The sequence below is a fragment of the Clostridia bacterium genome (genome assembly GCA_017394805.1).
Lineage (GTDB): Bacteria > Bacillota > Clostridia > Christensenellales > CAG-1252 > RUG14300.
Window position 1 is genome coordinate 107107 of the sequence record JAFPXC010000020.1, and the last position, 25048, is coordinate 132154.

General features: G+C 54.7%; 24 protein-coding genes. 6 read left to right on the forward strand and 18 right to left on the reverse strand.

Annotated elements, in window-relative coordinates; genetic code table 11:
* Nucleotides 1-7 precede the first annotated feature (7 nt).
* The 5 genes from II896_05490 to II896_05510 form a co-directional block, all read right to left on the reverse strand.
* Complete coding sequence (locus II896_05490; GenBank protein ID MBQ4444083.1) at nt 8-811, reverse strand: sugar phosphate isomerase/epimerase; 804 nt, start codon at nt 809-811, stop codon at nt 8-10.
* A gap of 146 nt (nt 812-957) precedes the next feature.
* Complete coding sequence (locus II896_05495; GenBank protein MBQ4444084.1) at nt 958-1269, reverse strand: DUF1292 domain-containing protein; 312 nt, start codon at nt 1267-1269, stop codon at nt 958-960.
* 154 nt (nt 1270-1423) lie between these two features.
* Nucleotides 1424-1939, reverse strand: coding sequence for a ribosome-associated translation inhibitor RaiA (gene raiA, locus II896_05500; protein MBQ4444085.1), 516 nt, complete (start codon nt 1937-1939; stop codon nt 1424-1426).
* A gap of 94 nt (nt 1940-2033) precedes the next feature.
* A complete protein-coding gene (locus II896_05505) occupies nt 2034-4235 on the reverse strand; it encodes an ATP-dependent Clp protease ATP-binding subunit (protein ID MBQ4444086.1) in 2202 nt (733 codons plus the stop codon).
* Nucleotides 4236-4605: 370 nt separating this feature from the next.
* A complete protein-coding gene (locus II896_05510) occupies nt 4606-5442 on the reverse strand; it encodes an NTP transferase domain-containing protein (GenBank protein MBQ4444087.1) in 837 nt (278 codons plus the stop codon).
* Nucleotides 5443-5502: 60 nt separating this feature from the next.
* On the opposite strand from II896_05510, the gene II896_05515 reads away from it, so the two are divergent.
* Nucleotides 5503-6759: a DNA polymerase IV gene (locus II896_05515; GenBank protein ID MBQ4444088.1), complete on the forward strand. Its 1257-nt coding sequence runs from the start codon at nt 5503-5505 to the stop codon at nt 6757-6759.
* 85 nt (nt 6760-6844) lie between these two features.
* Nucleotides 6845-7027: a 30S ribosomal protein S21 gene (locus tag II896_05520; protein ID MBQ4444089.1), complete on the forward strand. Its 183-nt coding sequence runs from the start codon at nt 6845-6847 to the stop codon at nt 7025-7027.
* A 40-nt stretch (nt 7028-7067) separates the two neighbouring features.
* On the opposite strand, the gene II896_05525 is transcribed toward II896_05520, so the two are convergent.
* The 11 genes from II896_05525 to lepA form a co-directional block, all read right to left on the reverse strand.
* On the reverse strand, nt 7068-7403 hold the full coding sequence (locus tag II896_05525) for an HIT domain-containing protein (protein MBQ4444090.1): 336 nt from the start codon (nt 7401-7403) through the stop codon (nt 7068-7070).
* 9 nt (nt 7404-7412) lie between these two features.
* Nucleotides 7413-8654 (reverse strand): tRNA (N(6)-L-threonylcarbamoyladenosine(37)-C(2))-methylthiotransferase MtaB, encoded by a 1242-nt coding sequence (mtaB, locus tag II896_05530; GenBank protein MBQ4444091.1) that lies wholly within the window; start codon nt 8652-8654, stop codon nt 7413-7415.
* Nucleotides 8654-9367 carry a 16S rRNA (uracil(1498)-N(3))-methyltransferase gene (locus II896_05535; GenBank protein MBQ4444092.1) on the reverse strand — a complete coding sequence of 238 codons (714 nt, stop codon included), beginning with the start codon at nt 9365-9367 and terminating at the stop codon, nt 8654-8656. Before II896_05535 ends, mtaB begins: the two co-directional genes overlap by 1 nt.
* 1 nt (nt 9368) lies before the next feature.
* On the reverse strand, nt 9369-10295 hold the full coding sequence (gene prmA / locus II896_05540) for a 50S ribosomal protein L11 methyltransferase (GenBank protein ID MBQ4444093.1): 927 nt from the start codon (nt 10293-10295) through the stop codon (nt 9369-9371).
* A 1-nt stretch (nt 10296) separates the two neighbouring features.
* Nucleotides 10297-11427, reverse strand: a complete 1131-nt coding sequence (gene dnaJ, locus II896_05545) for a molecular chaperone DnaJ (GenBank protein ID MBQ4444094.1) — start codon at nt 11425-11427, stop codon at nt 10297-10299.
* 67 nt (nt 11428-11494) lie between these two features.
* Nucleotides 11495-13303, reverse strand: coding sequence for a molecular chaperone DnaK (gene dnaK / locus II896_05550; protein MBQ4444095.1), 1809 nt, complete (start codon nt 13301-13303; stop codon nt 11495-11497).
* Nucleotides 13304-13330: 27 nt separating this feature from the next.
* Nucleotides 13331-13906: a nucleotide exchange factor GrpE gene (grpE, locus tag II896_05555; protein MBQ4444096.1), complete on the reverse strand. Its 576-nt coding sequence runs from the start codon at nt 13904-13906 to the stop codon at nt 13331-13333.
* Nucleotides 13903-14919, reverse strand: a complete 1017-nt coding sequence (gene hrcA, locus II896_05560) for a heat-inducible transcription repressor HrcA (GenBank protein MBQ4444097.1) — start codon at nt 14917-14919, stop codon at nt 13903-13905. The genes grpE and hrcA overlap by 4 nt, the downstream gene beginning before the upstream one ends.
* A gap of 357 nt (nt 14920-15276) precedes the next feature.
* Complete coding sequence (locus II896_05565; GenBank protein MBQ4444098.1) at nt 15277-17973, reverse strand: hypothetical protein; 2697 nt, start codon at nt 17971-17973, stop codon at nt 15277-15279.
* Between the two features lie 190 nt (nt 17974-18163).
* On the reverse strand, nt 18164-19273 hold the full coding sequence (hemW, locus tag II896_05570) for a radical SAM family heme chaperone HemW (GenBank protein MBQ4444099.1): 1110 nt from the start codon (nt 19271-19273) through the stop codon (nt 18164-18166).
* Nucleotides 19273-21075, reverse strand: coding sequence for a translation elongation factor 4 (gene lepA / locus II896_05575; GenBank protein MBQ4444100.1), 1803 nt, complete (start codon nt 21073-21075; stop codon nt 19273-19275). The genes hemW and lepA overlap by 1 nt, the downstream gene beginning before the upstream one ends.
* Nucleotides 21076-21190: 115 nt before the next feature.
* Between lepA and II896_05580 the strand changes: the two genes are divergently transcribed.
* Nucleotides 21191-21928, forward strand: coding sequence for a hypothetical protein (locus II896_05580; protein MBQ4444101.1), 738 nt, complete (start codon nt 21191-21193; stop codon nt 21926-21928).
* Between the two features lie 17 nt (nt 21929-21945).
* Nucleotides 21946-22146, forward strand: a complete 201-nt coding sequence (locus tag II896_05585) for a hypothetical protein (GenBank protein ID MBQ4444102.1) — start codon at nt 21946-21948, stop codon at nt 22144-22146.
* 46 nt (nt 22147-22192) lie between these two features.
* Here II896_05585 and II896_05590 read toward each other — a convergent pair whose 3' ends face one another.
* Nucleotides 22193-22726: a hypothetical protein gene (locus II896_05590; GenBank protein MBQ4444103.1), complete on the reverse strand. Its 534-nt coding sequence runs from the start codon at nt 22724-22726 to the stop codon at nt 22193-22195.
* 1 nt (nt 22727) lies between these two features.
* Nucleotides 22728-23063, reverse strand: coding sequence for a hypothetical protein (locus II896_05595; protein ID MBQ4444104.1), 336 nt, complete (start codon nt 23061-23063; stop codon nt 22728-22730).
* A 152-nt stretch (nt 23064-23215) separates the two neighbouring features.
* On the opposite strand from II896_05595, the gene II896_05600 reads away from it, so the two are divergent.
* Nucleotides 23216-24040 (forward strand): hypothetical protein, encoded by an 825-nt coding sequence (locus II896_05600; protein ID MBQ4444105.1) that lies wholly within the window; start codon nt 23216-23218, stop codon nt 24038-24040.
* 8 nt (nt 24041-24048) lie between these two features.
* Nucleotides 24049-24981: a hypothetical protein gene (locus II896_05605; protein ID MBQ4444106.1), complete on the forward strand. Its 933-nt coding sequence runs from the start codon at nt 24049-24051 to the stop codon at nt 24979-24981.
* Nucleotides 24982-25048 lie beyond the last annotated feature (67 nt).

Consider the following 25048-nt stretch of genomic DNA (forward strand, 5'->3'; position numbering starts at 1 on the left):
CTTCTCCTTACTTGACGTTTTGTCTTAGTGATTTCAGATATTGCAAACTGTCTTGCAACTCATATACTTCCTTGAAATTGTTCTGGTAGGCTTCGATGAGCACCGCGCCCTCGAACCCCATATCGGCAAGGCGTTGGAAAAACGCCTTGAAGTCGAAACTGCCCCTGCCCGGCAAGCACAAAGTCTTGTCGTCGTCGTAGTCAACGACGTGCACGGTGGCCAAGCGGCTGCCCATGGCGTCCAGATAGGCGTAGACGTCCACCTCGGACTGCATGGCCTGCTTGATATCCAAAGTGGTGCGCAAATCCGCGTCGTAGGGCGACAAAGAGGTGATGAATTCGGGATAGTTGTAGTAGGCCCAATGCACGTTTTCGTAACACAAAGTGACGCCGTATTCGTGGCATATCTCGTCCACGTGCTTGACCTTGGGGCCGAAAGTGGCGAAGTCGATATGGTAGGGCTTGCGTTTGAGCCGCGCCGGCCCGTGAAAGGTGTAGAACTTCGCGCCCATCATCCGTCCGTTGCCCAACGCCAACCGAAGCCACTCTTCCGCGTCCTCTACCGTCCTGGGGCTGATATTGAACAACTCGGGCTCGAAATGCTGGTTGAGCGTGTGAATGCTGTGAATGGGCAAATCGCCCTTGTTGCGCACGTACAGCCTGCCGAACTCGGGCTTGTACTCGCGGAAGGTGCTCATAAAAACCTCAGCCGTCTCCGCGCCCAAATCGCGCACGACGGGTAAGGCGTCTTCGGTGTGGTACCGCGTAAACAAGGACGCGGTGGATATTCCCAACTTGAACTGTGCACTCATAGTCGTATTATACAATACAAAAGCATATTTTGCAATCCTCACCGCAAAAAACTTTTATTTATTTGTTATTTATCGCGGTCTGACGGCTCCCCCCCCAAAAAAAAGAAAAGCGGCTAGCGAAGTAGCCGCCGATTGGTGATCGAGCGTTAATTCGCCTCGTCCGGCATTTTGAGATATACGTCGTACAATTCCCGTACCAATTCCATATCGTCTTCGACAAAGAGGCTATTGCCGCCATCGTCGTCGACGTCGACCTTAAATAGGATGGTTTCGTCTGTCTCTACGCCGCAATAGGGCCGCATGGGACGCAGGAATACGTATAAGTCTTCTTCGTGCGGAATAATGGCAATTTGCTCGAACTCACAGGTAGTGCCGTTCTCTTCGCATAGGGTGATGGGGTCGGTGTTGTCTTGGTCCAAGAGGACGTCCAGAATGTCAAAGTTCTCTTCTTTATTCATAATTGCCTCCTTCCGAGGGTATGACCTCGTGGTATATTGTCCGTAAGGACGTATTCGGTATAGTACGCCCCGCGGGCGTTCGTCAACGGTCGGGGACGAAATTTTATAAAAAAAAAAGGCTCGATCGCTCGAGCCTTTTGGATGATAGATACGCTTAGAATTCGCCTTCGATCATACCGACGTTGCCGTCCTGGCGCTTGTACACCAAACTGACCAAGCCCGTCTCGGCGTTGAGGAAGAGATAGAAATTGTTGTCCAACATTTCCATTTGGAACAAGGCCTCCTCGACCGACATACTTTGCAGTTTGTAGTGTTTGGTACGCACCAAGGTGGGCATCACTTCGGGCTCGGCCTCGGCGGGTACTTCGATCTTCTCGCGCAGATTCTTGTTGAGTTTGGTGCGATATTTGCGCATTTGGCGCTCGACTTTGGGTACGACGACGTCCACGTTGTTGTACATATTGTCCGAAGTTTCTTCGGCGCGCAAGGTGGTGGAGCCCAACGAAATGGTCAACTCCATTTTGCACTTGCCGTGTTCCTCTTTGCAGACGACACGCGCAACGTCCTCATCCGAGAAGTAATGCCCGAGTTGTTTGTCGATCTTGTGACGAATAACGTCTTCGAGATGAGCGCTGACGTCGTATTTCCTTCCGACTATTTCGATACGCATAGTTGTTGCCTCCTTATGTTGATTTGAAACGCGAGGTTTCTTGTCTACATTATACCGTATCTTTCCCCCCGTTTCAAGGGGGTATTTTCAAATTTTACGCATTTTCGGGCTTTTTTGTGGAAAAAGTGAGTTGCCCGTTCGCCATATCCACCCATACCGTATTGCCGCGCTTGACCTCGCCCGCCAATATCTTCTCGCTCAAAACGTCCTCGACGAGATTGCGAATGGTGCGGCGCAACGGTCTGGCGCCGTACTCCACGTCCGTGCCCTTGGACACGATGTAGGCCTTGGCCGATCTGGACACTTTGAGGGCGATATCGCGCTCGCCGAGTTTTTTGGCCAAGTTGGCAAGCATAATGTCGCAAATGCGGTCGATATCCTCTGCGCCCAGCCTTGCGAACATGACCACTTCGTCCAAACGGTTGATAAATTCGGGCTTCATCGTGCGCTTCAACGCCTCGATCTGCCTCTCCTTCAACTCCTCGAGTTTGGCCTCGTTGTTGGCGAATCCCACGGCCGAGCGACCGATTTCGCCGGCGCCTATGTTGCTGGTCATAATGATGATGCAGTTCTTGAAACTGACCGTCCTGCCGTGGCTGTCGGTCAAGCGACCGTCGTCCATGATTTGCAGTAGGATATTGAAGATATCGGGGTGCGCCTTTTCGATCTCGTCGAACAGTACGACGCTATAGGGTTTGCGGCGCACTTTTTCGGTGAGTTGACCGCCCTCTTCGTAGCCCACGTAGCCGGGCGCGCTACCCGTCAGACGACTGACGTTGATCTTCTCCATATATTCGCTCATATCGAAGCGAATCATCATATTTTCGTCGCCGAACATGGCCTCGGCCAACGCCTTGCACAGTTCGGTCTTGCCCACGCCCGTGGGGCCGAGGAACATAAAACTGCCGATAGGACGATTGGTGTCTTTGAGCCCCGCTCTGGCGCGGCGCACGGCCTGCGCCACGGTCTTGACGGCCTGTTCCTGCCCGATAACGCGTTTGTGCAACAACTCTTCCAGATGCAAGAGTTTTTCCGACTCGGCCTCGTTCAACTTGGTGATGGGTATCTTGGTCCAATCGCTGACGATCTCGGCAATGTCCTCTTCGGTGACCTCGCTCGTATCGCCGTGCATTTGGTTGTTCCAATTCAATTTGCGCTCGGCGAGTTGGGCGTTAAGGGCGTCGCGCTGTTTTTTGAGTTCGTAACAGCGTTCGTAATCCTCTTGATCGGTGGCGCGTTCGATTTGCTTCTGCATATCCGCTATTTGCTCCTCGAGGCGGGTTACCTCGTCGGGTTGGGTGTAGCAGCGCATACGTTTGCGCGAGCAAGCCTCGTCGATAAGGTCGATGGCTTTGTCGGGCAAATAACGGTCGGTGATATAACGGTCGGACAAGATGGCGGCGGCCGATACGGCGGCGTCGGATATGCGCACTTTGTGGTGCGTTTCGTATTTGTCGCGCAACCCGTACAATATCAATATGGTATTCTCGACCGAAGGGGGGTCCACCATGACGGGTTGGAATCTGCGCTCCAGAGCCGAATCTTTCTCGATATACTTGCGGTATTCGTCAATGGTGGTGGCGCCGATGGTGTGCAGTTCGCCGCGGGCAAGCATGGGCTTGAGAATGTTGGCCGCGTCCATGCCGCTCGATTCGGTGCTACCCGCCGAGATAATGTTGTGGATCTCGTCGATGAACAAGATGATATTGCCCGAATTTTTGATTTCGTCGATGGCGTTTTTGAGCCTTTCCTCGAAGTCGCCGCGGTATTTGGTGCCGGCAAGCAAACTGCCCATATCCAAGGAGAAAATACGCATATCCTTGAGGTTTTCGGGCACTTTACCCTCCACGATGGCTTGCGCCAACCCCTCGACGACGGCGGTTTTGCCTACGCCCGGCTCACCGATAAGCACGGGATTGTTCTTGGTGCGGCGGGATAGTATCTGTATGACGCGCTCGATTTCCTGCGCGCGGCCGATAACGGGATCGAGTTGACCTCTGCGCGCTTTTTCGGTGAGGTCGTAGCCGATTTTGCCCAACTTGGGGTTCTTGTCCAAATCGCCCGAGCCGCCATGGTATTCCTTGCGGTCTGCTTCGTAGCCCTCGTCTTCGTCCTCATCCTCGTCTTCGGTCTCTTGGTAATCGGATTGGTTCTGCATGACGCCGGGGATATTGAAGCGGAAAGTGAAGCCGCCGCCCATTCTGCCGAGCGTATCGAGCAAATCGTTCTTTTGGCGCGTTTGCTGTACGTTGTTGAGGTTGTCCAACAGCATCTTGTAGGTTTCGTCCACGTTCATACCGCACTCTTCGATGATGCGCGTAGCGCGGCTGGGAACGTGCAGGAGTCCCAAGAAAAGATAGAGTTCGTTGACGGAGCCGCCGTTGAACTTGGCGGCCAACTTGTCCGCGTGCTCGAACACCTGCTTGGCGGCGTCCGAAACCTTGACCGAGGATGATGCGGCGGCGGGCGTGAAGTTCTGCTCCACTCTGACGCGCGTCACGCCGTACTCCGCCAATATATTCTGCACTTTGTTTTGATAGTGCACCAAACCCGCCAAAATATGTTCGGGGCGCAATTCGCCGCCCGTGCGCATAGCCTTGCTGATGGCGTAATTGATGCCGAATTTTGTCGTATAATCGTAATTGTCGAAATTCATAATGTCCTCCTTATTCCAAACCCTCCACGTACTTGCGGAAGGCGTCTTTGTTGCCCTCGTCCACCGCGAGGTGGTTGAAGGCGTGTATGTAGCCGAATTTATTGCCCACGTCGTAGCGCTCGCCCGAGAACTTGCAGTATTGCACGTGTGCTTTTCCGGCCTCGATATTGAGAGCGTCCGTGAGCCACAATTCGCCCGCACGGACGTCCGTGTTGCGCAGTATTTCAAATCCCTTTTTGTCCAATACGAAGCGCCCGAGGCTGGTCAAATTGCCCGACAGTTCGCCCTGCGGCTTCTCTACGATGCGGCTGACTCTGCCGTTGCGGTCGGTCTCGGCCTTGCCCTCTACGAGGGCACAGGTGCGGATGATCTCCTCTTTTTGCGCCTGTACGCCGATGACCGAGCAATAGTCGTGCGTGGTAGATACGTCGATGAGTTGCTTGGTGGCGGCGGGATCGCCCACGATGATATCGTCGCCGAACAAGACGGCTACCGTCTGTCCGTCGGCGAATTCCATGCCGCGAAGAACGGCGGCGCCCGAGCCGTACAGATTGCCTTGATAGTTGAAGGCTACGCTGACCATCTTGCCCAAACAGTTGTATTCGTAGGTGCCGCCTTTGTCGAAGGTGCGCGGATCCTCGGTGCCCGCGAAATATTTGGCAACCATCCCTTTTTCGTGATTGATGACGAACAAAATCTCGGTGACGCCGCTCGCCACGGCCTCTTCCACGATGTATTGCAACGTGGGTTTGACGCCGATGGGCAGCATCTCCTTGGCGATGATGTTGGTGATGGGTTGCATCCGTGTACCGCGACCTGCTACGGGGATAATGGCTTTTTTGATCATATTGCTCTCCTTTATGATTTGCCTATTGGCAATTTGCGTTTTTCGGTGTATAATAATGGTATGCTTACACCCGATTTTTCTCGTATCATCCTGCATATCGACGCCAACAACTTCTACGCGTCCTGCGAATGCGCCCGCAACCCCGAACTCAGGGGACACCCCTTGGTGGTGTGCGGCAATCCGCAAAAACGCAAAGGTATCGTGTTGGCCAAGTCCTACGAAGCCAAACGCTACGGCATTCAAACGGGGGATACGGTGTTTACCGCCCAAAAGAAGTGCCCTAACGTTATTTTGATTCAACCGGACTTTTCTATTTATTCCTATTACAGCAAGCGGCTGTTTGCGCTCTACACGCAGTACACCGACCGCGTGGAAAGTTTCGGTATGGACGAGTGCTGGCTGGACGTCACGGGCTCCAAGCGCCTCTTCGGCGACGGCAAGCAAATCGCGGACGCCATACGCGAGAAGGTCAAGGAAGACCTACGACTCACCGTATCCGTCGGCGTGTCCTTTACCAAGGTCTTCGCCAAACTCGGCTCGGACTACAAGAAGCCCGACGCTACCACGGTCATCGACCGCGACAACTACCGCACCCTCGCCTGGGGCCTGCCCGTCGGCGATATGATCATGGTCGGGCACCAGACCGAGAAAGCCTTGCGCAACATCGGCATACTCACCATAGGTGAGTTGGCCAACGCGCCCGAGAATATCCTGCGGGACAAGTTCGGCGTCAACGGCGTCAAACTAATGCACGCGGCGCAGGGTATCGAGGACGGCGAAGTGATGCACTACTACGACCACGTGATACCCGAAAGCATTTCCAACGGCACCACCACCTCGGTGGATATCGAACGCGTCGAAGAAGCGCTCGCTCTCGTTACCACATTATCCGATATGGTGACCACGCGCCTGAGGGGGTACGGCCTACGCGCCATGGGTTGCTTCATCTACTGCAAATCGCACGATTTCGCGGGATTCGGCGGCACCATGCGGCTGGACTACCCCATCGGCTCGGCGAGCGAACTCATTGACAACTGTATGGAGATGCTGCGCTCTTTGTGGAGCGAACGCTCGTTCGTACCCTTGCGCTCCATCACCTTGGGCGTGTCGCGCCTCATCGGCGGCGACGTCTATTGGCAGACCTCTATATTTGACACGGTGGACCACCAACGCAACACGCAGGCCGACCAAGCCGTGGACGGCATACGCGCCAAGTTCGGCAAAGGCGTCATTTCCAGAGCCGCCACCCTCACCTACACCTATACGACGGACGAAATACTCGACGACAGCACCTACAAACCCTTCAAAAAGAACTGATTTTCGCAAAAAAACGTTTGACTTTTCGAGGATTCTATAATATAGTATTACCATCAATCGGTTAGCGAAAGGTAGGTGAAAAGGAATGTCAGTCGTCAAAGTACGTGATGGTGAGTCGTTGGACAGCGCTATCAAACGCTTCAAGCGTCAATGTACCAAGGAAGGTATCATCGGCGATATCAAGCGCAAAGAGGCTTATGAAAAACCCTCCGTTAAGCGTAAGAAGAAGCAAGAAGCCGCCAGAAAGCGCAAGAACAACCGTGACTAATCCTTAGTCCCTACCGCACCTTCGGGTGCGGTTTTTCTTTTCAGCACATTTTGTCGCCCAACTGCTCGCCGCCCAAAATATGGACGTGCAGATGCTCCACGCTTTGACAACCGAATTGTCCCTTGTTGCTGACCAAACGGAAGCCGTCGGTCAAGCCCAACTCGTCCACCATCGTCGAAACCTTTTTGACGCACTTGGCGAGAGTGCCCGCCTGTCTGTCCGTCATCTCAACTATGTTGGCGTAGTGCTCCTTGGGCAAAAGAAGCAAATGCACCTTGGCCTGCGGATTGAGATCTTTGATGATCATCATATCCTCGTCCTGGTAGACGCAATTCGTGGGGATTTTACCCGAGATAATGTCGCAAAATACACACATATTTTCTCCTTATACGATTTCTGCCAACACGCCGTCCATATAGGGCGACAGGCAACGTACCGTATACACGCTGTTGGGTTTGCACGCATGGTGCAACGGAATGTAGACTTTAATATAATTGGAAGTATGCCCCTGCATATACATATCGTCCGCACGCTCGGTAGCCGCTTCCAACGTATATCCTATAAAACTATGTACGAACGCCGTGGCAAGTTCGTTCTTGAGCGCGCTCATCTGCCCCACGCGGCGCTGCATTTCTTCGGGCGCGACGGGCGGCAAGACGTAGGCTTTGGTGCCCTTTCTGCGACTGTACGGGAAGACGTGCAGATTGGCGAATTCCATCTCCCGAACGAACGCGAGGCTTCGGTCGAACTGCTCCGCCGTCTCGGTGGGGAAGCCCACGATGACGTCCGTCGTAACGGCCGCCAAGGGGAAATACGCGCGTATGAGCGCCACTTTGCGGGCGAATTCGGCCGTGGTGTAGTGGCGATTCATCGCCCTGAGCGTCTCGTCGTCCCCCGATTGAAGGGAGAGATGGAAGTGATCGCAGAAGTTGCCCGCCTCTTTCATGGCGGCGAGCAATTCGTCTGTGATGACGTTCGCTTCGAGCGAGCCGAAGCGGAACCTGGCGGGAATGACGCTTAGCGCTTTGACCAGATCCACCAAAGACAAGCCCAAATCCAACCCGTAGGCGGCCGTATTGATGCCGGTCAGCACCAATTCGGCGTGCGTATTCGCTTTGACGGCGCACTCGGCGACCACGTCTTCCAACGCCCTCGAACGCGCCCTACCGCGCAGATAGGGCACCAGACAATAACTGCAAAAATTGTTGCACCCGTCCTGCACTTTGACGTTGCCGCGGGCACGCTCGCCCTCGCCTATTATCAACGGCTCGAACGAGGCGGGAATCTCTTTGACGTTTTGCCCCGTAGGCAAGCCGCACACGTCCATTTTGTCGGCGGTGCCGCCCACGAAATCCACGTTTTTGTCCGCAAATTGCGCGGGATTGTTTTGGGACGCGCAGCCTACGACGTATATCTTGGCGTCGGGATTGTATTTGCGCACCCGCGCCACGCATTGACGACTCTTTTTCTCCGCTTCTGCGGTGACGGCGCAGGTGTTGATGACGTAGATATCCGCCACGCTCAACTCCTCGGACACCTCGTAGCCGAGCCGTTGAAAAGCGGCGGCGATGCTGTCGCATTCACATTGATTGACCTTGCAGCCCAGATTGACGACCGCGACTTTCATCACAATACCTCCAACGTCGAACATACCACGCCCAGCGCCACGATGGCCGCCGTTTCGGCACGCATAATCCGCTTGCCGAGACTGAACGTCACCGCGCCTTTTTGACGGGCAAAATCGGCCTCTTCGTCGGTAAAACCGCCTTCGCTACCGATAATAACCGCCATATCTTCGGGCGTTTTGCCCGCCAACGCGTCGCGCAGCAGGCGTTTATCTTCCTTTTCGTAGGCCATATAGACGGGTTTGTCCGTATCGAACAATGCCTCGAACGGCACCGCGTCTCGTACCGTGGGCAATTTGGCGCGGCCGCATTGCTTGCAGGCTTCCAACACGATGCGCTCCAACCGCTCTTTGCGTACAGAGCGCTCGGCCGTGTTGCGACTGACGAAAGGCCGAATGACGTTGGCGCCGATCTCCACGGCTTTTTGCACCTCGATCTCCAACTTCTCGGGTTTGATAAGCCCGCAACACAGGGTAAGGTCGAATGGAAGTTCCGCGTCGTTGGGGACTCTGTCGTCTATCCGCAAGGTGGCTTTGACCTTGTCAATGGCCGTCACGGTGCAGTAGTAGTCGTAGCCCGAATTGTCGCACACGATGGCCTTGTAACCCACCTTGAAACGCAAAACGCCCGTCATGTGACGGTACTCGTCGCCGACCACCGTTACGGCGTCGCCGTCGATATATTCGGGGGTTACGTAAAACCTGCGCAATTCCATATTACACCCGCATAAGGTAGGCGCGCCAATCTTTGAGCGCGACCTCTTCCTCTACCGCGAAGCCTTTTTGCCGATAGACGGCCAGCACTTCGTCTTTGCGTTCGGCGATGATGCCGGACACGATTAGATAGCCGTTCTTGCGGATATGCCGTCCGACCGTGTCGGCGAGCGTGATGAGGATATCCGCCGTTATGTTGGCAAGCACCACGTCGGCGGTATGGGAACACCCGTCCAATAGACTTGCCGTCCGCGCCTCGTAGTTCGTCACGCCGTTCAAAGCGGCGTTTTCGCGCATATTCTTCATCGCGTTGTCGTCTATGTCGGCGAAGTAGCAATGCGCGGCGCCCATCTTCATGGCGGCGATGCCCAATATGCCCGAGCCGCAGCCAACGTCGATGATTTGCTTGCCCTTGACGTCAAGTTGTTGGAGCAATTTCAAGCACATCTGCGTGCTCTCGTGCTCGCCCGTGCCGAACGCCATGCACGGATTGATTTTGACGGTGATTTTGCCTTCCGTCTCGGTCTCCCAAGCGGGCAACACGGTGACGTCGCCCACCCGTATGGGCTTGTAAAAAGCCTTCCAATTGTCGTACCAACTGTCGTCGTCGGTCGTTTCGCCCAACGCGATATCCAATAACCCCATATCCACGGGCATTGCTTCTCGGGCGAAGTCCAACTGCTCGCGCAACGCTTTGAGGGAAAGGTCGGAGGGCTTGTCCCCGTAGAAAGCCGTCACTTTGACGACGTCGTCCTGCGCGAAAAGGCTGTCGTCTATGTAGTCCCAAAAGAGTTCGGACTTCCCTTTGACAAGGTCGGCGAGGTCGTTTTTATCCTGAATACTCACGCCCTCGGCGCCCATCTCGAAGAGATAGCACGACACGATGTCCGAGCCTAAGGTCGTGGTCGATACGGTAACGGTATAACTCATATTACTTGTTTTGGTCGTTGAACTTCTTGAGGCTCTCCTCTTGCGAGGCGGAGAGGCTGTTGCCGAACGCGGTCAGCGCGTCGCGCTGTGCCTTGGACAGTTTGGTGGGTGTGACCACCTTGACGGTGAAGTACAAATCGCCGTATACGTCGCGCATGGCGGACTTCATACCCTTGCCCTTCAATTTGAACACCGCGCCCGTTTGGGTGCCCTCGGGTATCTTGTACTTGACGTTGCCGTAGGGCGTGGGCACGTTGATCTCGCCGCCCAACGCGGCGACGATATAACTAAGGGGCATCTCGTACTGCAAATCGTTGTTGCGACGCGTGTACAAGGGGTGGGGTTTGACGCTGACGGCGATGATGAGGTTGCCGTTGGGGCCGCCGTTCATGCCGCACTCGCCGTCGCCCTGATAGACGATGGTCTGCCCGTCGGCGATGCCGGCGGGTATGTTGGCGTGCACCGTGCGCATATTGACCACGAAGCCCTTGCCCGAGCAATCGGGACACGGATCGGTGATGATCTTGCCTTTGCCCTTACAATCGGGGCACACCGACTCCTGCACCACCTGTCCGAACAGGCTGTTGGTGCGAATGCGCACCACGCCCGTGCCCCCGCAACGGGTACACGAACGCGTGGCGTTGGCGGATTTGGCACCCGAACCCTTGCAGGTGGGGCACACCTCGCGGCGTCTGAACTTCAAATCCTTTTTGACGCCCTTGACGCTCTCCATAAACTCGATGCTGACGTGAATCTGCACGTCGTCGCCACGACGGGGGGCGTTGGGGTTTTGGCGACGGGCGCCGCCCCCGAACGAGCTGAAGATATTGCTGAAGAAATCGCCGAAAGGATCGCCGCCTTCGCCGCCGCCGAATCCGCTACCCGAAAATTGCGGGCCGTCCTCGCTACCGTATTGGTCGTAGGCCGCTTTCTTTTGGGGATCGGACAGCACCTGATAGGCGTGATTGATCTTCTTGAACATCTCCTCGGCTTCCTTGCGCTCGGCCTCGGGTTTGGTCGAATAGAGGTCGGGGTGATATTTCTTGGCCAAGCGCCTATAGGCGCTCTTGATTTCTTCGTCGGACGCGTCCTTGGATACGCCCAATATTTCGTAATAATTGTAGTCTGCCACGATGAACTCCTTTTGTTAAAGGGTTGGGAGTGCAAAGATTTTGCACTCCCCTATAGCCGTTGTTCGCTTATTCGACGGTGCCGTCGCCGCCGATATCGCCGTTGTCATCGGTCGAGGTCTGTTGACCTTGCGCCTGCTGCGCTTGCTGGTACAACTTGGTGAAGATGGGCTGTACGGTGTTGTTGAACTCGTCCATGGCCTTCTTAATCTCTTCGATATCGCTGCTGTCCAGCTTCTCACGCGCTTTCTTGGCGGCCTCTTCGACGGTCTTTTTGTCTTCCTCGCTGATGGCTTCGCCACCCTCTCGCACCGTCTTTTCGGCGGCGTACAAGGTGTTTTCGGAAGTGTTCTTGAGGTCTACCAATTCGCGGCGCTTCTTGTCCTCTTCGGCGTATTGCTCGGCCTCTTTGACGGCCTTGTCGATATCGCTTTCGGAGAGATTGGTGCTGGCGGTGATGGTGACCGACTGCTCTTTGTTGGTGCCCTTATCGCGCGCTTTGACGTTGACGATGCCGTTGGCGTCGATATCGAAGGTCACCTCGATCTGAGGTACGCCGCGGGGAGCGGGGGGAATGCCGTCCAAGGTGAAGCGGCCCAAGGTCTTGTTGTCTTTGGCGAACTCACGCTCGCCCTGCAAGACGTGAATGTCCACGGCGGGTTGATTGTCCGCGGCGGTGGAGAACACCTGCGTTTTGCTGGTGGGAATGGTGGTGTTGCGGTCGATAAGCCGCGTGAACACACCGCCCATGGTCTCGATGCCGAGGCTCAACGGCGTGACGTCCAGCAAGAGGACGTCTTTGACGTCGCCCGCCAACACGCCCGCTTGAATGGCCGCGCCGATGGCGACGCACTCGTCGGGGTTGATGCCTTTGTAGGGCTCTTTGCCGCTGACTTTGCGCACCGCGTCCACCACGGCGGGGATACGGGTGCTGCCGCCGACCAAGATAACTTTGCTGATGTCGTTGAAGGTGAGACCCGCGTCGCTCATCGCCTTCTTGGTGGGCACGATGGTCGCTTCGACCAAGTGCGCGGTCAGGCTGTCGAATTTGGCCTTGGTGATATCCATATCAATGTGCAGAGGACCGTCGGCGTTGGCGCTGATATAGGGCAGGTTGATGCTGGTCTTGGTGACGCCGGACAACTCGATCTTGGCCTTTTCGGCGGCCTCTTTGATACGTTGCAGGGCCACTTTGTCGCCCGAAAGGTCTACGCCCGACTCCTTTTTGAATTCGCCGACCACGTAGTCGATAAGGCATTGGTCGAAGTCGTCGCCGCCCAAGTGCGTGTTGCCGTTGGTGGCCAACACTTCGAAGACGCCGTCGCCGATTTCCAGAATGGACACATCGAACGTACCGCCGCCCAAGTCGTAGATCAATACCTTTTGATTCTTGTTTTCGCCTTTATCCAAGCCGTAGGCCAATGCGGCGGCCGTGGGCTCGTTGATGATACGCAGCACTTCGAGTCCCGCGATACGGCCCGCGTCCTTGGTGGCTTGACGTTGGCTGTCCGAGAAGTAGGCGGGCACGGTGATGACGGCTTGCGTCACTTTCTGCCCGAGGTAGGCCTCTGCGTCCGCTTTGAGTTTGCTGAGGATCATGGCGCTGATCTCTTGGGGGCTGTACTTCTTGTCGTCGATGGTGACGGTCTCGGCAGTGCCCATCTTGCGCTTGATGCTGGTGACCGTGCGCAGGGGGTTGGCTACCGCCTGACGTTTGGCCACTTGGCCTACTCTTCTCTCGCCCTCTTTGGTGAAGCCGACCACGCTGGGGGTGGTGCGGTTGCCTTCGGGATTGGGAATAACGGTGGGTTCGCCGCCTTCCATAACGGCGACGCAACTATTGGTTGTACCTAAATCTATACCGATAATTTTGCTCATAGTTCTATCTCCTTTTCAGTTTATTTATTAGACCGCCACTTTGACCATCGCGGGTCTGATGACGTAATCTTTGTATTTGTAGCCCTCTTGGAACACGGCGACCACTTTGCCCGCTTCGTCCGCGTTCTCCTCTTGCATCACGGCGTTGTGCACTTCGGGATCGAAGGCTTCGCCGAGGGCGGGTATCTGCTCCACGCCTATCTTCTGCATGGCCAAATCGAATTGCTTTTTGATCTGTACGATGCCGGCCATGGCCTTGTCGTCTTCTTTGAGCACTTCCAAGGCGCGGTTGATGCTGTCGATGACGGGGAAGACGGCGGTCAAGGTTTGGGTGATGCCCACCAATTTCTGCCGCTCGTTGTCGGCGGCCGAACGCTTGCGGTAATTGTCGTACTCGGCGAGCATACGCAGATACTTTTCGTTCTGCTCCTTATTCTCCTTTTCGAGCCGTTTTACCTCGTCCGCGAGTTTCTGCTTCTCCGTCGGGCCGTTCTTCTTGGGGGCTTTGGGCTTTTCGACGGTTTCTTTGCCCGCGTCGCTCGCTTGCTCTACCGTTTGCTCGGCCTTTTCTTCTTGATTGATGTCCTGTTGCTTGTCGTTCATTTCGTCTCCTTATCGTCCAATATGGACTTGATGGTCATTTCCAAGTATTGCAGTACGCCGATGACTTTTTTGTAATCCATGCGCTCGGGGCCTATGACGCCGGCGTGCACCTCGCGGTTGCCGCTCACTTTGTAGGTGGCGGACACCAACGAGCCGTGTTCGATGCCGTCCTCTTTGCCGATGCGGAAGCTGAATTCGACGTCCGAATCGCCTACCATATCCGTCAGTTCCTCTTTGTGCTCCAGTAGGGACAGCACGCCGCGCATATTGTCCACTTCGTCCGTGTACTCGGGATAGTCCAGCAGTTTGCTGGTGCCCTCGACGAACACCGAGGCGTCGCCCCCGCCGAAACGCTCCAAGGAAGAGATGATTTGGTCCAAAATGTCCTTGTAGGCCTGTATCTCGCCCTCAACCGAATTCATCTTGTCGCGTATCTCGTCCACGGTCATGCCGCCGAACATACGATTGAGCAGATCCGAACTGGTCTTGAGATAACTATCGCCCATATCGGCGGGAATGTCGATGATGCAATCCTTGAGGACGCCCGAGTCCGTGATAATGACCACCAACGCCTTATCGCCGCCCAAGTCCACCAATTTGATGTCCTTGACGCGCACGGTGCCCACGTTTTTGACCACGATGACCGAGGTGTAGTTGGTGGTATCCGACAGCACCTGCGCCGTGGAACGAATGACGTCGGCCACGTCGTCCATCTTGTCGTCGAGGTAGGTCTTGAGGTCGGTAATCTGCGGCACCATCGGCCCTTCGGTGGGAATGGTCTCCACGAACAATTTGTACGCCTTGGCGGTGGGGATGCGGCCGGCGGATACGTGCGGTTGCACCAGATAGCCCATCTTCTCCAAAGCGGCCAACTCCGCACGAATGGTGGCCGAACTGATCTCTTCGCCATAATCCTCTTTGATGTCCGCGCTCGACACGGGCTCGGCCGTCTCGATATAACGCGCCACCAATAGGCACAGTATCTTTTGTTTGCGAATGGTCAGCGTACTCATTTGGCTCTCCTCGGTTAGTATGCCCGACTTTGGCACTCGTAACCCTTGACTGCTAACATTATATGCCCAATTTTTAGCAATGTCAAGCGATGACTGCTAAATTATTTGCGAATTATTGCACTATTTTTGTAAAATACTATACAAATTGTATATTTTTGACCAATTTCTATACGCTTCGTATAGTTAATTATCCGTATTGCCTACGTTATGATAGTCGCACGGTCTTTCCGTTTGCGCCGCTTCGTCGTATATCGGCGCGCACGCCTTATATCTCGCGCGACCTTATAAATCTCGTTGCGCACGCACTCATACGAAAAAGGGCGCCCGACGGACGCCCTCGTTGGCTATCAAAAGCCGTTAGTATAATTTGCTGTACACCACGCGGGACGAAGTGAATTCGCCTTGGAAGACGAAAGGCTCGGTGCAATCCGCGTCCAAATAGACGTTGTTGCCTTCCTCGTATTCGATCCACGTGCCAGCAGCAATATAATTCTTGGTCTTGCCGACCACCGCGCCTTCGTACACGAAACGCGTTTCGAGCACCGGCAATCTCGTATATTTGGTCACTTCCACGCCATTGACGTCGGCTTTGGTGACGTCTGCGAAGTCGATGCTGTAACCGTAGTCCTCTGCCGAATAGATGAGCGTTTCGGTAGAGTCGTTGCGATAGAATAACTCATTGAACAAAAACTCACCGTTCATGGTGAAAGGAACGACCGCGTACATCTTGTCAATAAGGTACGCATACACGTGCGTGCGGGTATTGTCCTCTTCGTCGAAATAGACGTAGGTCTCGCCGTCGAAGATGCGCTCGGTAAAGGCGCCGTCGTAATAGTAGGTACCGCAGATGAAGGGATTGACGCCAAATTGCGTATCGCTCCAGAAGAGTTTGCCGCGGCGCACTTCGATAAAGTCGTAGGAGGCCTTGGTAGCCACGTTGGTCACGTCAACGTCGTTGATATAGAAAGTGGTGGGCAGGAAGATGCGCTTGGGCTGCTTGGCGTCACGACGATAGACCGTGATATTGTCGGTGATGGTGGTGGTGTAGTTGGGGTCGATGAGTTGGGTGCACGCCGCGTCTTCGAACAGCACGTAGTCCATATTGCAGAAGTCTACGGTGGTGCCGTAGCCCTTTTGCATGGTCATATAGGTCTCGGTGGTGCCATCCGCGTACACGTCGATGACCGTGTAGTCGAAATATTCGGGATGCGCCTCGCCTTGGGGTTTGACGAAGAAATCCGTCGCGTCCGCGCCAACCTGTACGGTAGCGGGCGCAAGGGTGTTGAACGCGGGGTCCAAATAGACCTCTTTATCCGGGAACATAGATTGCAGATCTATGCCGTCGCCCACCGTATATTCCACGGGATATTCGCTGACGGGCACGAGTTCTTTGCCCTCGTAGTCGTAAATATGGAAATGCACCCACACGCGTTGAGGTTGCTCCTCGCCGCCTTGTCCTTGACCTTGACCGCCCGAGGGGTCTTTGTCACCGCCCTGCGGATCTTTGTCACCACCGGTGGGATCTTTATCGCCGCCCTCTTGGCCGCCTTGGCCCTCTTCACCCGTGCCGCTGCCCGCCGTGGACTTGGCGAACATCAACGCGTTGGGCGATTCGCTATAGGCGATGATATAGGTCGTATCTTCCTTGACGGACACGCAAACGTCCGTGAATTGAGGCGAAACCGCGTCGGCCGAAACGACGAAGTTGTACTCGGTCAGCGTTTCCTCATACCAACGGGCGAATTCTTGGGCGGTAAAGTCCGCGAGGGTGAATATAAAAGCGTTATTTTGTTGCTCGTAGCCGTTGACGACGCCGCGTTCGCTCTTGGGGGCGGGTATGCCGTAGCCGAATAAGCGTACGATCTTATCTTCATCCCAATCGTTCAACTGCCTGCCGCCGCTCTCCCCGCCGCTCACGGGTTGCCCGTCGTAATCGTCGTCCACGCCCGAAATGGCAAAGGCGGCGATGACGTCGGTCTTGGCGATCTTGTTGAAGTCGTCGAAGGTCGATTTGATATTGGCGTTGGCGGTGCCTTCTTTGGCCAAATACTCGTCCGACTTGATCTCGGTGGCATTGAGTCCGAAGTCGTCGTACAACGTGGCGCAAAGGGTGCGGCGCAACGAAACGTTGACCATACCGTCGTGCGCGTCGGTGTGATTGGTGAAATAGACCTTGCCGTTCTTGAAAGCCTGCGCTTTACCGCCGTATTTGGCGGCGTCCGCATAGGCGTCAAAGGTGCGGTGCGCGTCGTCTTTGACCATCTTGGTGGGCGAGATATAATAGGCCTTGGCCCACTCTTTGATCTTGCCTTCCACGACGTTGACGTAATCGTATTCGTAGGTATTGGTGCGCTCTCGCTCGTCCGCAAAGCGACTGCAATCGTCCACGTAGCGCATCGTGAGGGAGTAGTTTGGCTCGGACTTGTTCATATCGTAGTCCAAGGTGAGTTCGGCGTAGAAGCGCTGCTCGTGCGTTTCCGTACCCGCCGTGTAGACGATGACAAGGCCGAGGTGCACGCGGATAATATCCGAAGAGTCGATGTCTATGTCGATGGACACGTCGGCCACATAGTCCTGCGTCTTGCCCGCCTTGCCGGTGGCGAAGTCGAAATCGGCCTTGCCGGTCACTCTGTCCTTGTACACCTTGCCGAGTTCGTACGAAGCACCCACTTTTTCGTAGAGCGCTTTGATGTATTGGAATTGGATCATGGGCGGTTCGTCATACTTGAATTCGGGCTCGGCGACCGTCTTGTTTTCGTCGCATAGGTCGATAAGCAAATCCACATTGGTCTTGTTGGCGGTGCCCGTCGTCTCTTCGGCATCGGCGACAAGGGTGGGAGCAAACAGCGAGAAGAAGCCGTCCCGCTGCGTGGTGCCCGTATAGGCTTTTTGGTTGGTCAGGCTTCTCGCCACACCCTTGAAAGCCTTTTCTATTTTTTGCTGTTGCGCATTGAGTTTGGTTTCGTTATTACAAGCAGTCATCACGCCTGCCGTACAGGCGACCAAAATGACGACAAGCACCAAAATCAATGCAAACGAAACGCGCTTTTTCATACTTTTTCTCCTTGTTAGTTTTTATAATTATATATCATATCCACACTATTGTCAATAGTTTTCTCACGTTGCACGGCGCTAACATATTTTTGGTAAAATCACGCCGTTAGGGGCAAAATAGCGCAAATTATAAGCGAAATCAAGTGTGATTGCAATTAACATAAAAACGAAAATCAATTTGAAATAAATGCTATTTATTAATAAATAGCAAACTGATTTGATTGGAAACGTACAGTAGTTCGGGATCGATACGGAAATAGCCGTCGCATATACTGCAGGTCTTGCGCACGAGGGGGTTGGCCAAAACCGCGGCGTACTCCTCGCAAAAATCCACGCCGAAGCGTTCGTAATAGGCGGCCAAATCTACGCCCAACGTAGTGCGAAGGCCGAGCATGATCGTCTCTTCCTTGCGGTCGGACAATGTATTATCGCCCTCATCTCGATACCGCGTGCAGTCGGCCATATACGCCGCGAGATCGGGCGAGTGATAGAAGCGACGGCCGCCTGCGAAACTATGCGCGGCGGGGCCGAACCCCATATATTCTTTGCTCTGCCAACAATGCAGGTTGTGTCGGCATTGGTAGCCCGAGGCGGCGAAATTGCTCACCTCGTAGCGCGTCAATCCGTGTGCCTGCAAATAGGCGGCGGCCGCTTGATACAACGCGGCGGCTTCGTCCTCGTCGGGCAAGGCGATGCGCCCCGCCCTTACGCTGCGTTCGATGGGCGTACCCTCTTCCAACTGCAAAGCGTACACCGAAACGTGACGGACGAAGGGCAACATGGCGGCGAGATCCGCCGTGACGGACGCGGCGGTTTGATGGGGTAAGCCCACGATATAGTCCGCGTTGACGTTGGCGAAAATCGTATGCGCCATGCGCAAAGCGGCGAGCGCCTCGTCCGCGGTGTGCACGCGCCCCATCACGGCAAGCACCTCGTCCTGTAAGGATTGCACGCCGATACTCAGGCGATTGACGCCCAACGAGCGCAAGGCGTCGAACAGTTCCGCCGAGCAACTCTCGGGATTGCACTCCACCGTAAATTCTTCGAGATAATCGAGTATAAACGCGTCGGTAAGCGCGTCGAAAATCCTGCGCCATTGCGCGGAGCGAAGCAAAGACGGGGTGCCGCCCCCCACGAAAATCGTATCTACGAGGCGGTCGTCCCCCGCGGCGCGTATTTCGCGGCACAACGCGTCCACGTAGTCGTCCATAGGGGACAAGTCGCAAACGCTGTAGAAGTCGCAATAGGCGCACTTCCTGCGGCAAAACGGTACGTGAATATAGACGCCCGTTTTGGTCATTATTCGTCGTCTCCGACCTTGAGAATGGTCATAAAAGCGTCCGAGGGTATCTCAACCGAGCCGACCTGGCGCATACGCTTTTTGCCCTCTTTCTGCTTCTCCAAAAGTTTCTTTTTGCGCGTGATATCGCCGCCGTAGCACTTGGCCAAAACGTCCTTGCGCAAGGCCTTGACCGTCTCGCGGGCGATGACCTTGTTGCCGATGCACGCCTGAATGGGTATCTCGAACATTTGGCGGGGGATAACGTCTTTTAGACGTTCCGCCACCTTTCTGCCCCGCTCGTAGGCGCTGTCTTTGAAGACGATCATACTCAACGCGTCGCACATTTCGCCGTTGAGCAGAATGTCCAAACGCACCATATCGTTCTTGACGTAGCCGTCCATCTCGTAGTCGAGGCTGGCGTACCCGCGCGAGCGCGACTTCATGCTGTCGAAAAAGTCGTACAGAATCTCGCTCAAGGGAATTTGGTACGACAGCACTACCCTCTGCGGATCGAGATAGGTCATATCCTTGAATATGCCGCGCTTTTGCTGGCACAACTCCATAATTGCGCCCACGTAGGCGGGCGGCGTGAACACGGACAACTTGACGATGGGCTCCTCGATATAATCTATCTCGGCGGGGTTGGGCAACTTGGTGGGGTTGTCGATCATCAATATTTCGCCGCTCGTCTTGTGTACGCGGTAACTCACCGAGGGCGCGGTGGTCACGAGGTCGAGGTCGAACTCGCGCTCCAATCGCTGGGTGATGACGTCCATGTGCAATAGCCCCAAAAACCCGGTGCGGAAACCGAAACCCAACGCCGTGGAAACGTCGGGCTCGAAATAGAGGCTGGCGTCGTTGAGCTTGAGTTTCTCCAACCCCTCGCGCAATTCGTTGTACTTACTGCCGTCGGCGGGATAGATACCCGCGAACACCACGGGTTTGACCTCTTTGTAGCCGGGATAAGGCGCGGCGCACGGATTTTCGGCCTTGGTGATGGTGTCCCCCACGGCCGTATCCACCACGTTTTTGATAGAAGCCGCGAGGTAGCCGACTTCGCCCGAATGCAATACGGACACGGGACGCATCTTGGGCGTAAACACGCCTACTTCGGTGACGTCAAACTCTTTGCCCGTGCTGCACATACGGATGCGGTCGCCCACTTTGACCGTGCCTTCGCCCACGCGAATGAGGGAAATAGCGCCCTTGTAATTGTCGTAGACCGAATCGAAAATGAGGGCTTTGAGGGGGCTTTCGTCGTCCACTTTGGCGGGGGGCAGTTGCTCGATGATCTGCTCGATGAGATGGTCGATGCCGATGCCCTCTTTGGCGCTCACCAAGGGCGCTTCGTCCGCGGGAATGCCGATGACGTCCTCGATTTGCTTTTTTGCTTCCTCTACGTCCGCCGAAGCGAGGTCTATCTTGTTGATAACGGGCAGTATTTCCAGATTGTTGTCCACCGCGAGATAGGCGTTGGTCAAGGTCTGCGCCTCTACGCCCTGCGTGGCGTCCACGATGAGAATGGCCCCCTCGCACGCAGCCAAAGAACGCGACACTTCGTAGGTGAAGTCCACGTGCCCCGGGGTGTCTATGAGGTTGAGAACGTACTCGTGATCCTTGTACTTGTAGTACATACGCACGGGTTGCAATTTGATGGTGATGCCGCGCTCGCGTTCCAAGTCCATGCTGTCCAGCAGTTGGTCCTTGCTTTCGCGTTCGCTCACGGTCCCCGTGAACTCCATCAAGCGGTCGGCCAAGGTGCTTTTGCCGTGGTCGATATGGGCTACGATACAAAAATTGCGAATGTAACTTTCGGTCATACTTGCCTCCACACGAAATAGTATACTTTTTTGCATTAATTTTGGCAAGTGGTATTTACAACTCAACGCAAATTTGATATACTGTAAAGGAACTTTTACTTCGGGAGGCAATACTATGATAGATTTCAGTTGGTTATTGGACAAACCCATCGCGCACCGCGGTTTTTGGGGACAAGGCGAAGGGGATCAACCCTTTTGCGCCGAGAACTCTTTGACGGCCTATCAGCGCGCCATAGATAAGGGCTACAATATCGAAATCGACGTGCACCTTATGGCGGACGACGACTTCGCGGTGTTCCACGACGGCACCACCACCAGAGTGTGCGGCGTCAATGCCAAAGTCGCCTCGCTCACCAAGGCCGATCTGCCCAACTATCATCTGTCCAATACCGCCGACACCATTCCCACTTTGCGCGAAGTGCTCGACTTGGTGGACGGGAAGGTGGGTCTTCTCATCGAAATGAAAGACTTCACCAACAAGAACGATTGCTGCAAAAAGTTGTACGACTATCTCAAAGATTACAAGGGCAACTACGCCATTCAGTCCTTCAATATCACGGTAGGCGGCGGCGCTTTGGGTTGGTGGCGCGCCAATACCACGGGCGTGCCCATCGGCATATTGTCCTGCCGTCCTTTGGACGTGCTGCTCCCCTCTTGGAAGAAAGCCATTCAGCCCGACTTCTTCGCTTTCGACATCAAGGGCTTGCCCGTTAAGTATATCGAGAAACAGCGCAAGGAATGCGGCGTCAAATTGCTCACCTGGACCATTCGCACGCAAGAAGCCTACGACAAAGCCGTCAACGAAGTCAAAGTCGATAATATCATCTTCGATACCTATCGCTTAATAAATTGATTGAGGAGAAAATACAAATGATTATTACGTGCGGTGAATGCGGAAGAAACGTTTCGGATCAAAGTTACGTCTGCCCCGGTTGCGGCAGAGACGTGCGCGTACTCAAAGCCAACGGCTACGGTTGTCGTAATTGTACCAATCGCTATGACGACGATTGCAAGAGTTGGGGCCCCAGTGGCTACCCCTGTTTGGCGTATTACGAAGAAGATTACGACTGATGCATAATCGATAATCAAAAAAGGCAGGACATTGTCCTGCTTTTTCTTATACGGCGTTTTCGTCAAATAGTATTTTAGGCGGAACGTAGCGCAATGCAAGCCACGCGCCCACGCCCAAGACGAGGTAGTCTACGAGATAGAAAGTCATGGTCTCGGCAATCAAAGCAAAGGGCGCGCCCCTGTGCACGTTGATGGCGATGAGGCAAGTATAGACGAAGGCGTACGCTACGCCCAACGCCGCCCCTATCGGCAACGCCGAAAAACGGCGGGTTTTGAGAAGCCCCCACGCGGCGACCGAGGCCGCGGTGAACGCCGCCAACTCGAAGACGATGGCGAGGCCGTCGTCCAACACCAAGCCGTAGACGATGGAGCGCACGCCGAAGGCTATCGCCGCCTCGGCGGGCGAATAGCAAACGAGCAAGAACGCGGCGAACAATACGCCCAACTGCACGCGCAAATAGGGAACGGTGGGGAATAGGGGCGGAATAAGCGTCTCGACGTAGCCCAGCAACCCCGCAAGCACCGCGCACACCAATGTGACGATCAATTTCTTCTTGGAAGTCAACGTCCACTTTTTCATACTACGTCAACTCCACCACCACGCCCAACGTGGGATATATTATCTTGTCCCCTTTGCGGGATAGCGTCGCCACCCTGCCCCGATAGACGGTCTCCAACTTGTCCCCGTTGACGCGCACCTGCACGCCGCTATAGGTAGCCACGGGGTTGTAGGGTTGCCCGAGCGCAAGGGTGGACACGGCCTTGCCGTCCACGTACACGGTAGCGGTGGCGGCCGATTCGCGCGGCAAGAGAACGGTGAGCAAGCACGCCGTGACGACGACCACTACGAGGGCGGCCACGAGCAAGTCCCACTTGCCCAAAACGCGTATTTTGTTGTGTTCGGCATAGGCATTCATATCGAAATTATACCGCATTTCGCGCCGTTTGTCACCCAAAAGGCACGATTTACTCTCGCTTTTGCACATAATTTCGCTACTTTTGGGGCAATGTTGCGCCAATCAGTTGAAATTGTTGCCCATTTACTATATAATTTTGATAGGAGTGAGGTATGAAGTACAGCAAACTTGCTTTTCAATATATGGCCAACAAACACTTTTGGAAACTGCTTTTGTTGCTAATAGCGCCGGCGGTGGCCATTTCTATGTTTACCGGTTTCGACACCACGGCCAAACTCATCACGCGCTTCCCCGAGCGCACCGAATACAGCTTCGCCGAGATGTTCCACCTGACCAGCGAGGTCAATTGGAAAGTGCTCATCGGCTTGGTGGTTATGTTCTTTGCTTACGTGGTGCTGTTCGCCGTGATGATCGGCGCGATGCAACGCCATATGCGCACGGGACGCTTCGCCATGACCAACATAGGCAAGCGCATCAACGAGAACTTCCTGCCCGTGTTTCTCACCTTGTTGATGGTGTTCTTGTTCATCTTCCTGTACGGCTTGTTCCTCAATATCACCATCATCGCTTGGTGGGCCATGACCAAGAACCTCGTGGCGACCTACATACTGACCATCTTCTTTATGGTGGCGTTCTTCCTCTTGTTGATGTGGCTGTTCACCATCTTCTTCCTCACCTGCCCCAATATGGTGGTGACCGGGCAAAGTCTTTCGGACAGCGTGAGTTACAGCATCCGCATTTCGCGCTCCAAGCGCCGCCAACTGTACCTCGCCATCGCCCTGCCTTTGTCCATCATGATGGTACTGCAATTCGGCTTGGTGTGGATACCCGAAAAGGTGTATAAGATACTGCACGTCATCACCAACGCGATTATGGTGCTGTTCATCACTTGCTATTATCCCGTGCTGATGTTCGTCAGCTACTACGATATCAACGACAAGGACCGCGAGGATCTCTTGCCCGTCAATCGTCTATAGGAGTTGTTATGCCACTCAAACATTCCCTCAATATTCTTATATACAAATACGGCGTGGTCTTCAAAATGATCGCGTACTACGCCATTTTGCTGTTGATTTTCGTGTCCATCGCCGCGGGCATTTTGTCCCCCATCTTCTCCGAAATGTACGCGGAGATACAAGAGACGGGCGTCACCGTCCAACTGCACCAATTCTTCGACGAGTTCTTGCAGGGCGACAGTTCTCTCATCGAGACTTTCCAGGCCATCGGCGTGGCGGTCAACAGCATCATCGACATCGTCGTCAACAACAATATGGCCGTCACCAAGGGGCTCGTGGTCATCGGCGTCTTCGCCATCTTGTATATCTACCTCGTCAGCTTCGCCAACCTCGTGTGTAGCGACGTGGTCAACAACTTTATGAACAGCGCCTCGCGCTTCGGCTTTTTGAGCAACCTCATCTACAACCTCGGTAAGAGCGCGTTGTACGGGTTGTTGTATTTGGTGACCTACCTGCCCGCCACCGCATGCTCGGTGGCCGTGACCTATTTCGTCGGCTACGGGCTCGTCAAAGGAGGCGCGTTCCTCTTGGCGTTCCCCGCGTGCTGTATGACCTTCCTCGTGTTGCAATCCTTGGTGCTGACGGTATTCGCAGGCTGGTTGCCCGCCATCGTCGTGGACAAGAAAAGCGTGGCCAAAGCGTTGGTCGAGGGGCCGAAGTCCATTCTCAAAGACCACTTCGGCTACTGCTGGATGACCATGTTCGTCACCATGTTCTTGTGCTTCATCTTCGTGATGATCTCCACGTTCTTCACCTTCGGGTTCGGCTTTATCATCGCCTTCCCCACCGCCGTGGTCGCCGTCAAGATATTGGAATTGGTCTTCTACTTCAACGCGCACGGCTACAAGTTCTACGAAACCGACAAAAAGGTCGCCGAGGAAACCCTCCCCAAAATGGAATAGCCGTTCAAAACTCTGCATTACAAATTACAAACGCATCGTACGCATACGAAGCGACAACGAAAAGTCT

What these genes read in the sequence shown, in the direction of transcription:
- II896_05490 (MBQ4444083.1), bottom strand. Translation starts at nt 811, where the DNA reads ATGAGTGCACAGTTCAAGTTGGGAATATCCACCGCGTCCTTGTTTACG.
- II896_05495 (MBQ4444084.1), bottom strand. Translation starts at nt 1,269, where the DNA reads ATGAATAAAGAAGAGAACTTTGACATTCTGGACGTCCTCTTGGACCAA.
- raiA (MBQ4444085.1), bottom strand. Translation starts at nt 1,939, where the DNA reads ATGCGTATCGAAATAGTCGGAAGGAAATACGACGTCAGCGCTCATCTC.
- II896_05505 (MBQ4444086.1), bottom strand. Translation starts at nt 4,235, where the DNA reads ATGAACGTGGACGAAACCTACAAGATGCTGTTGGACAACCTCAACAAC.
- II896_05510 (MBQ4444087.1), bottom strand. Translation starts at nt 5,442, where the DNA reads ATGATCAAAAAAGCCATTATCCCCGTAGCAGGTCGCGGTACACGGATG.
- II896_05515 (MBQ4444088.1), top strand. Translation starts at nt 5,503, where the DNA reads ATGCTTACACCCGATTTTTCTCGTATCATCCTGCATATCGACGCCAAC.
- II896_05520 (MBQ4444089.1), top strand. Translation starts at nt 6,845, where the DNA reads ATGTCAGTCGTCAAAGTACGTGATGGTGAGTCGTTGGACAGCGCTATC.
- II896_05525 (MBQ4444090.1), bottom strand. Translation starts at nt 7,403, where the DNA reads ATGTGTGTATTTTGCGACATTATCTCGGGTAAAATCCCCACGAATTGC.
- mtaB (MBQ4444091.1), bottom strand. Translation starts at nt 8,654, where the DNA reads ATGAAAGTCGCGGTCGTCAATCTGGGCTGCAAGGTCAATCAATGTGAA.
- II896_05535 (MBQ4444092.1), bottom strand. Translation starts at nt 9,367, where the DNA reads ATGGAATTGCGCAGGTTTTACGTAACCCCCGAATATATCGACGGCGAC.
- prmA (MBQ4444093.1), bottom strand. Translation starts at nt 10,295, where the DNA reads ATGAGTTATACCGTTACCGTATCGACCACGACCTTAGGCTCGGACATC.
- dnaK (MBQ4444095.1), bottom strand. Translation starts at nt 13,303, where the DNA reads ATGAGCAAAATTATCGGTATAGATTTAGGTACAACCAATAGTTGCGTC.
- grpE (MBQ4444096.1), bottom strand. Translation starts at nt 13,906, where the DNA reads ATGAACGACAAGCAACAGGACATCAATCAAGAAGAAAAGGCCGAGCAA.
- hrcA (MBQ4444097.1), bottom strand. Translation starts at nt 14,919, where the DNA reads ATGAGTACGCTGACCATTCGCAAACAAAAGATACTGTGCCTATTGGTG.
- II896_05565 (MBQ4444098.1), bottom strand. Translation starts at nt 17,973, where the DNA reads ATGAAAAAGCGCGTTTCGTTTGCATTGATTTTGGTGCTTGTCGTCATT.
- hemW (MBQ4444099.1), bottom strand. Translation starts at nt 19,273, where the DNA reads ATGACCAAAACGGGCGTCTATATTCACGTACCGTTTTGCCGCAGGAAG.
- lepA (MBQ4444100.1), bottom strand. Translation starts at nt 21,075, where the DNA reads ATGACCGAAAGTTACATTCGCAATTTTTGTATCGTAGCCCATATCGAC.
- II896_05580 (MBQ4444101.1), top strand. Translation starts at nt 21,191, where the DNA reads ATGATAGATTTCAGTTGGTTATTGGACAAACCCATCGCGCACCGCGGT.
- II896_05585 (MBQ4444102.1), top strand. Translation starts at nt 21,946, where the DNA reads ATGATTATTACGTGCGGTGAATGCGGAAGAAACGTTTCGGATCAAAGT.
- II896_05590 (MBQ4444103.1), bottom strand. Translation starts at nt 22,726, where the DNA reads ATGAAAAAGTGGACGTTGACTTCCAAGAAGAAATTGATCGTCACATTG.
- II896_05595 (MBQ4444104.1), bottom strand. Translation starts at nt 23,063, where the DNA reads ATGAATGCCTATGCCGAACACAACAAAATACGCGTTTTGGGCAAGTGG.
- II896_05600 (MBQ4444105.1), top strand. Translation starts at nt 23,216, where the DNA reads ATGAAGTACAGCAAACTTGCTTTTCAATATATGGCCAACAAACACTTT.
- II896_05605 (MBQ4444106.1), top strand. Translation starts at nt 24,049, where the DNA reads ATGCCACTCAAACATTCCCTCAATATTCTTATATACAAATACGGCGTG.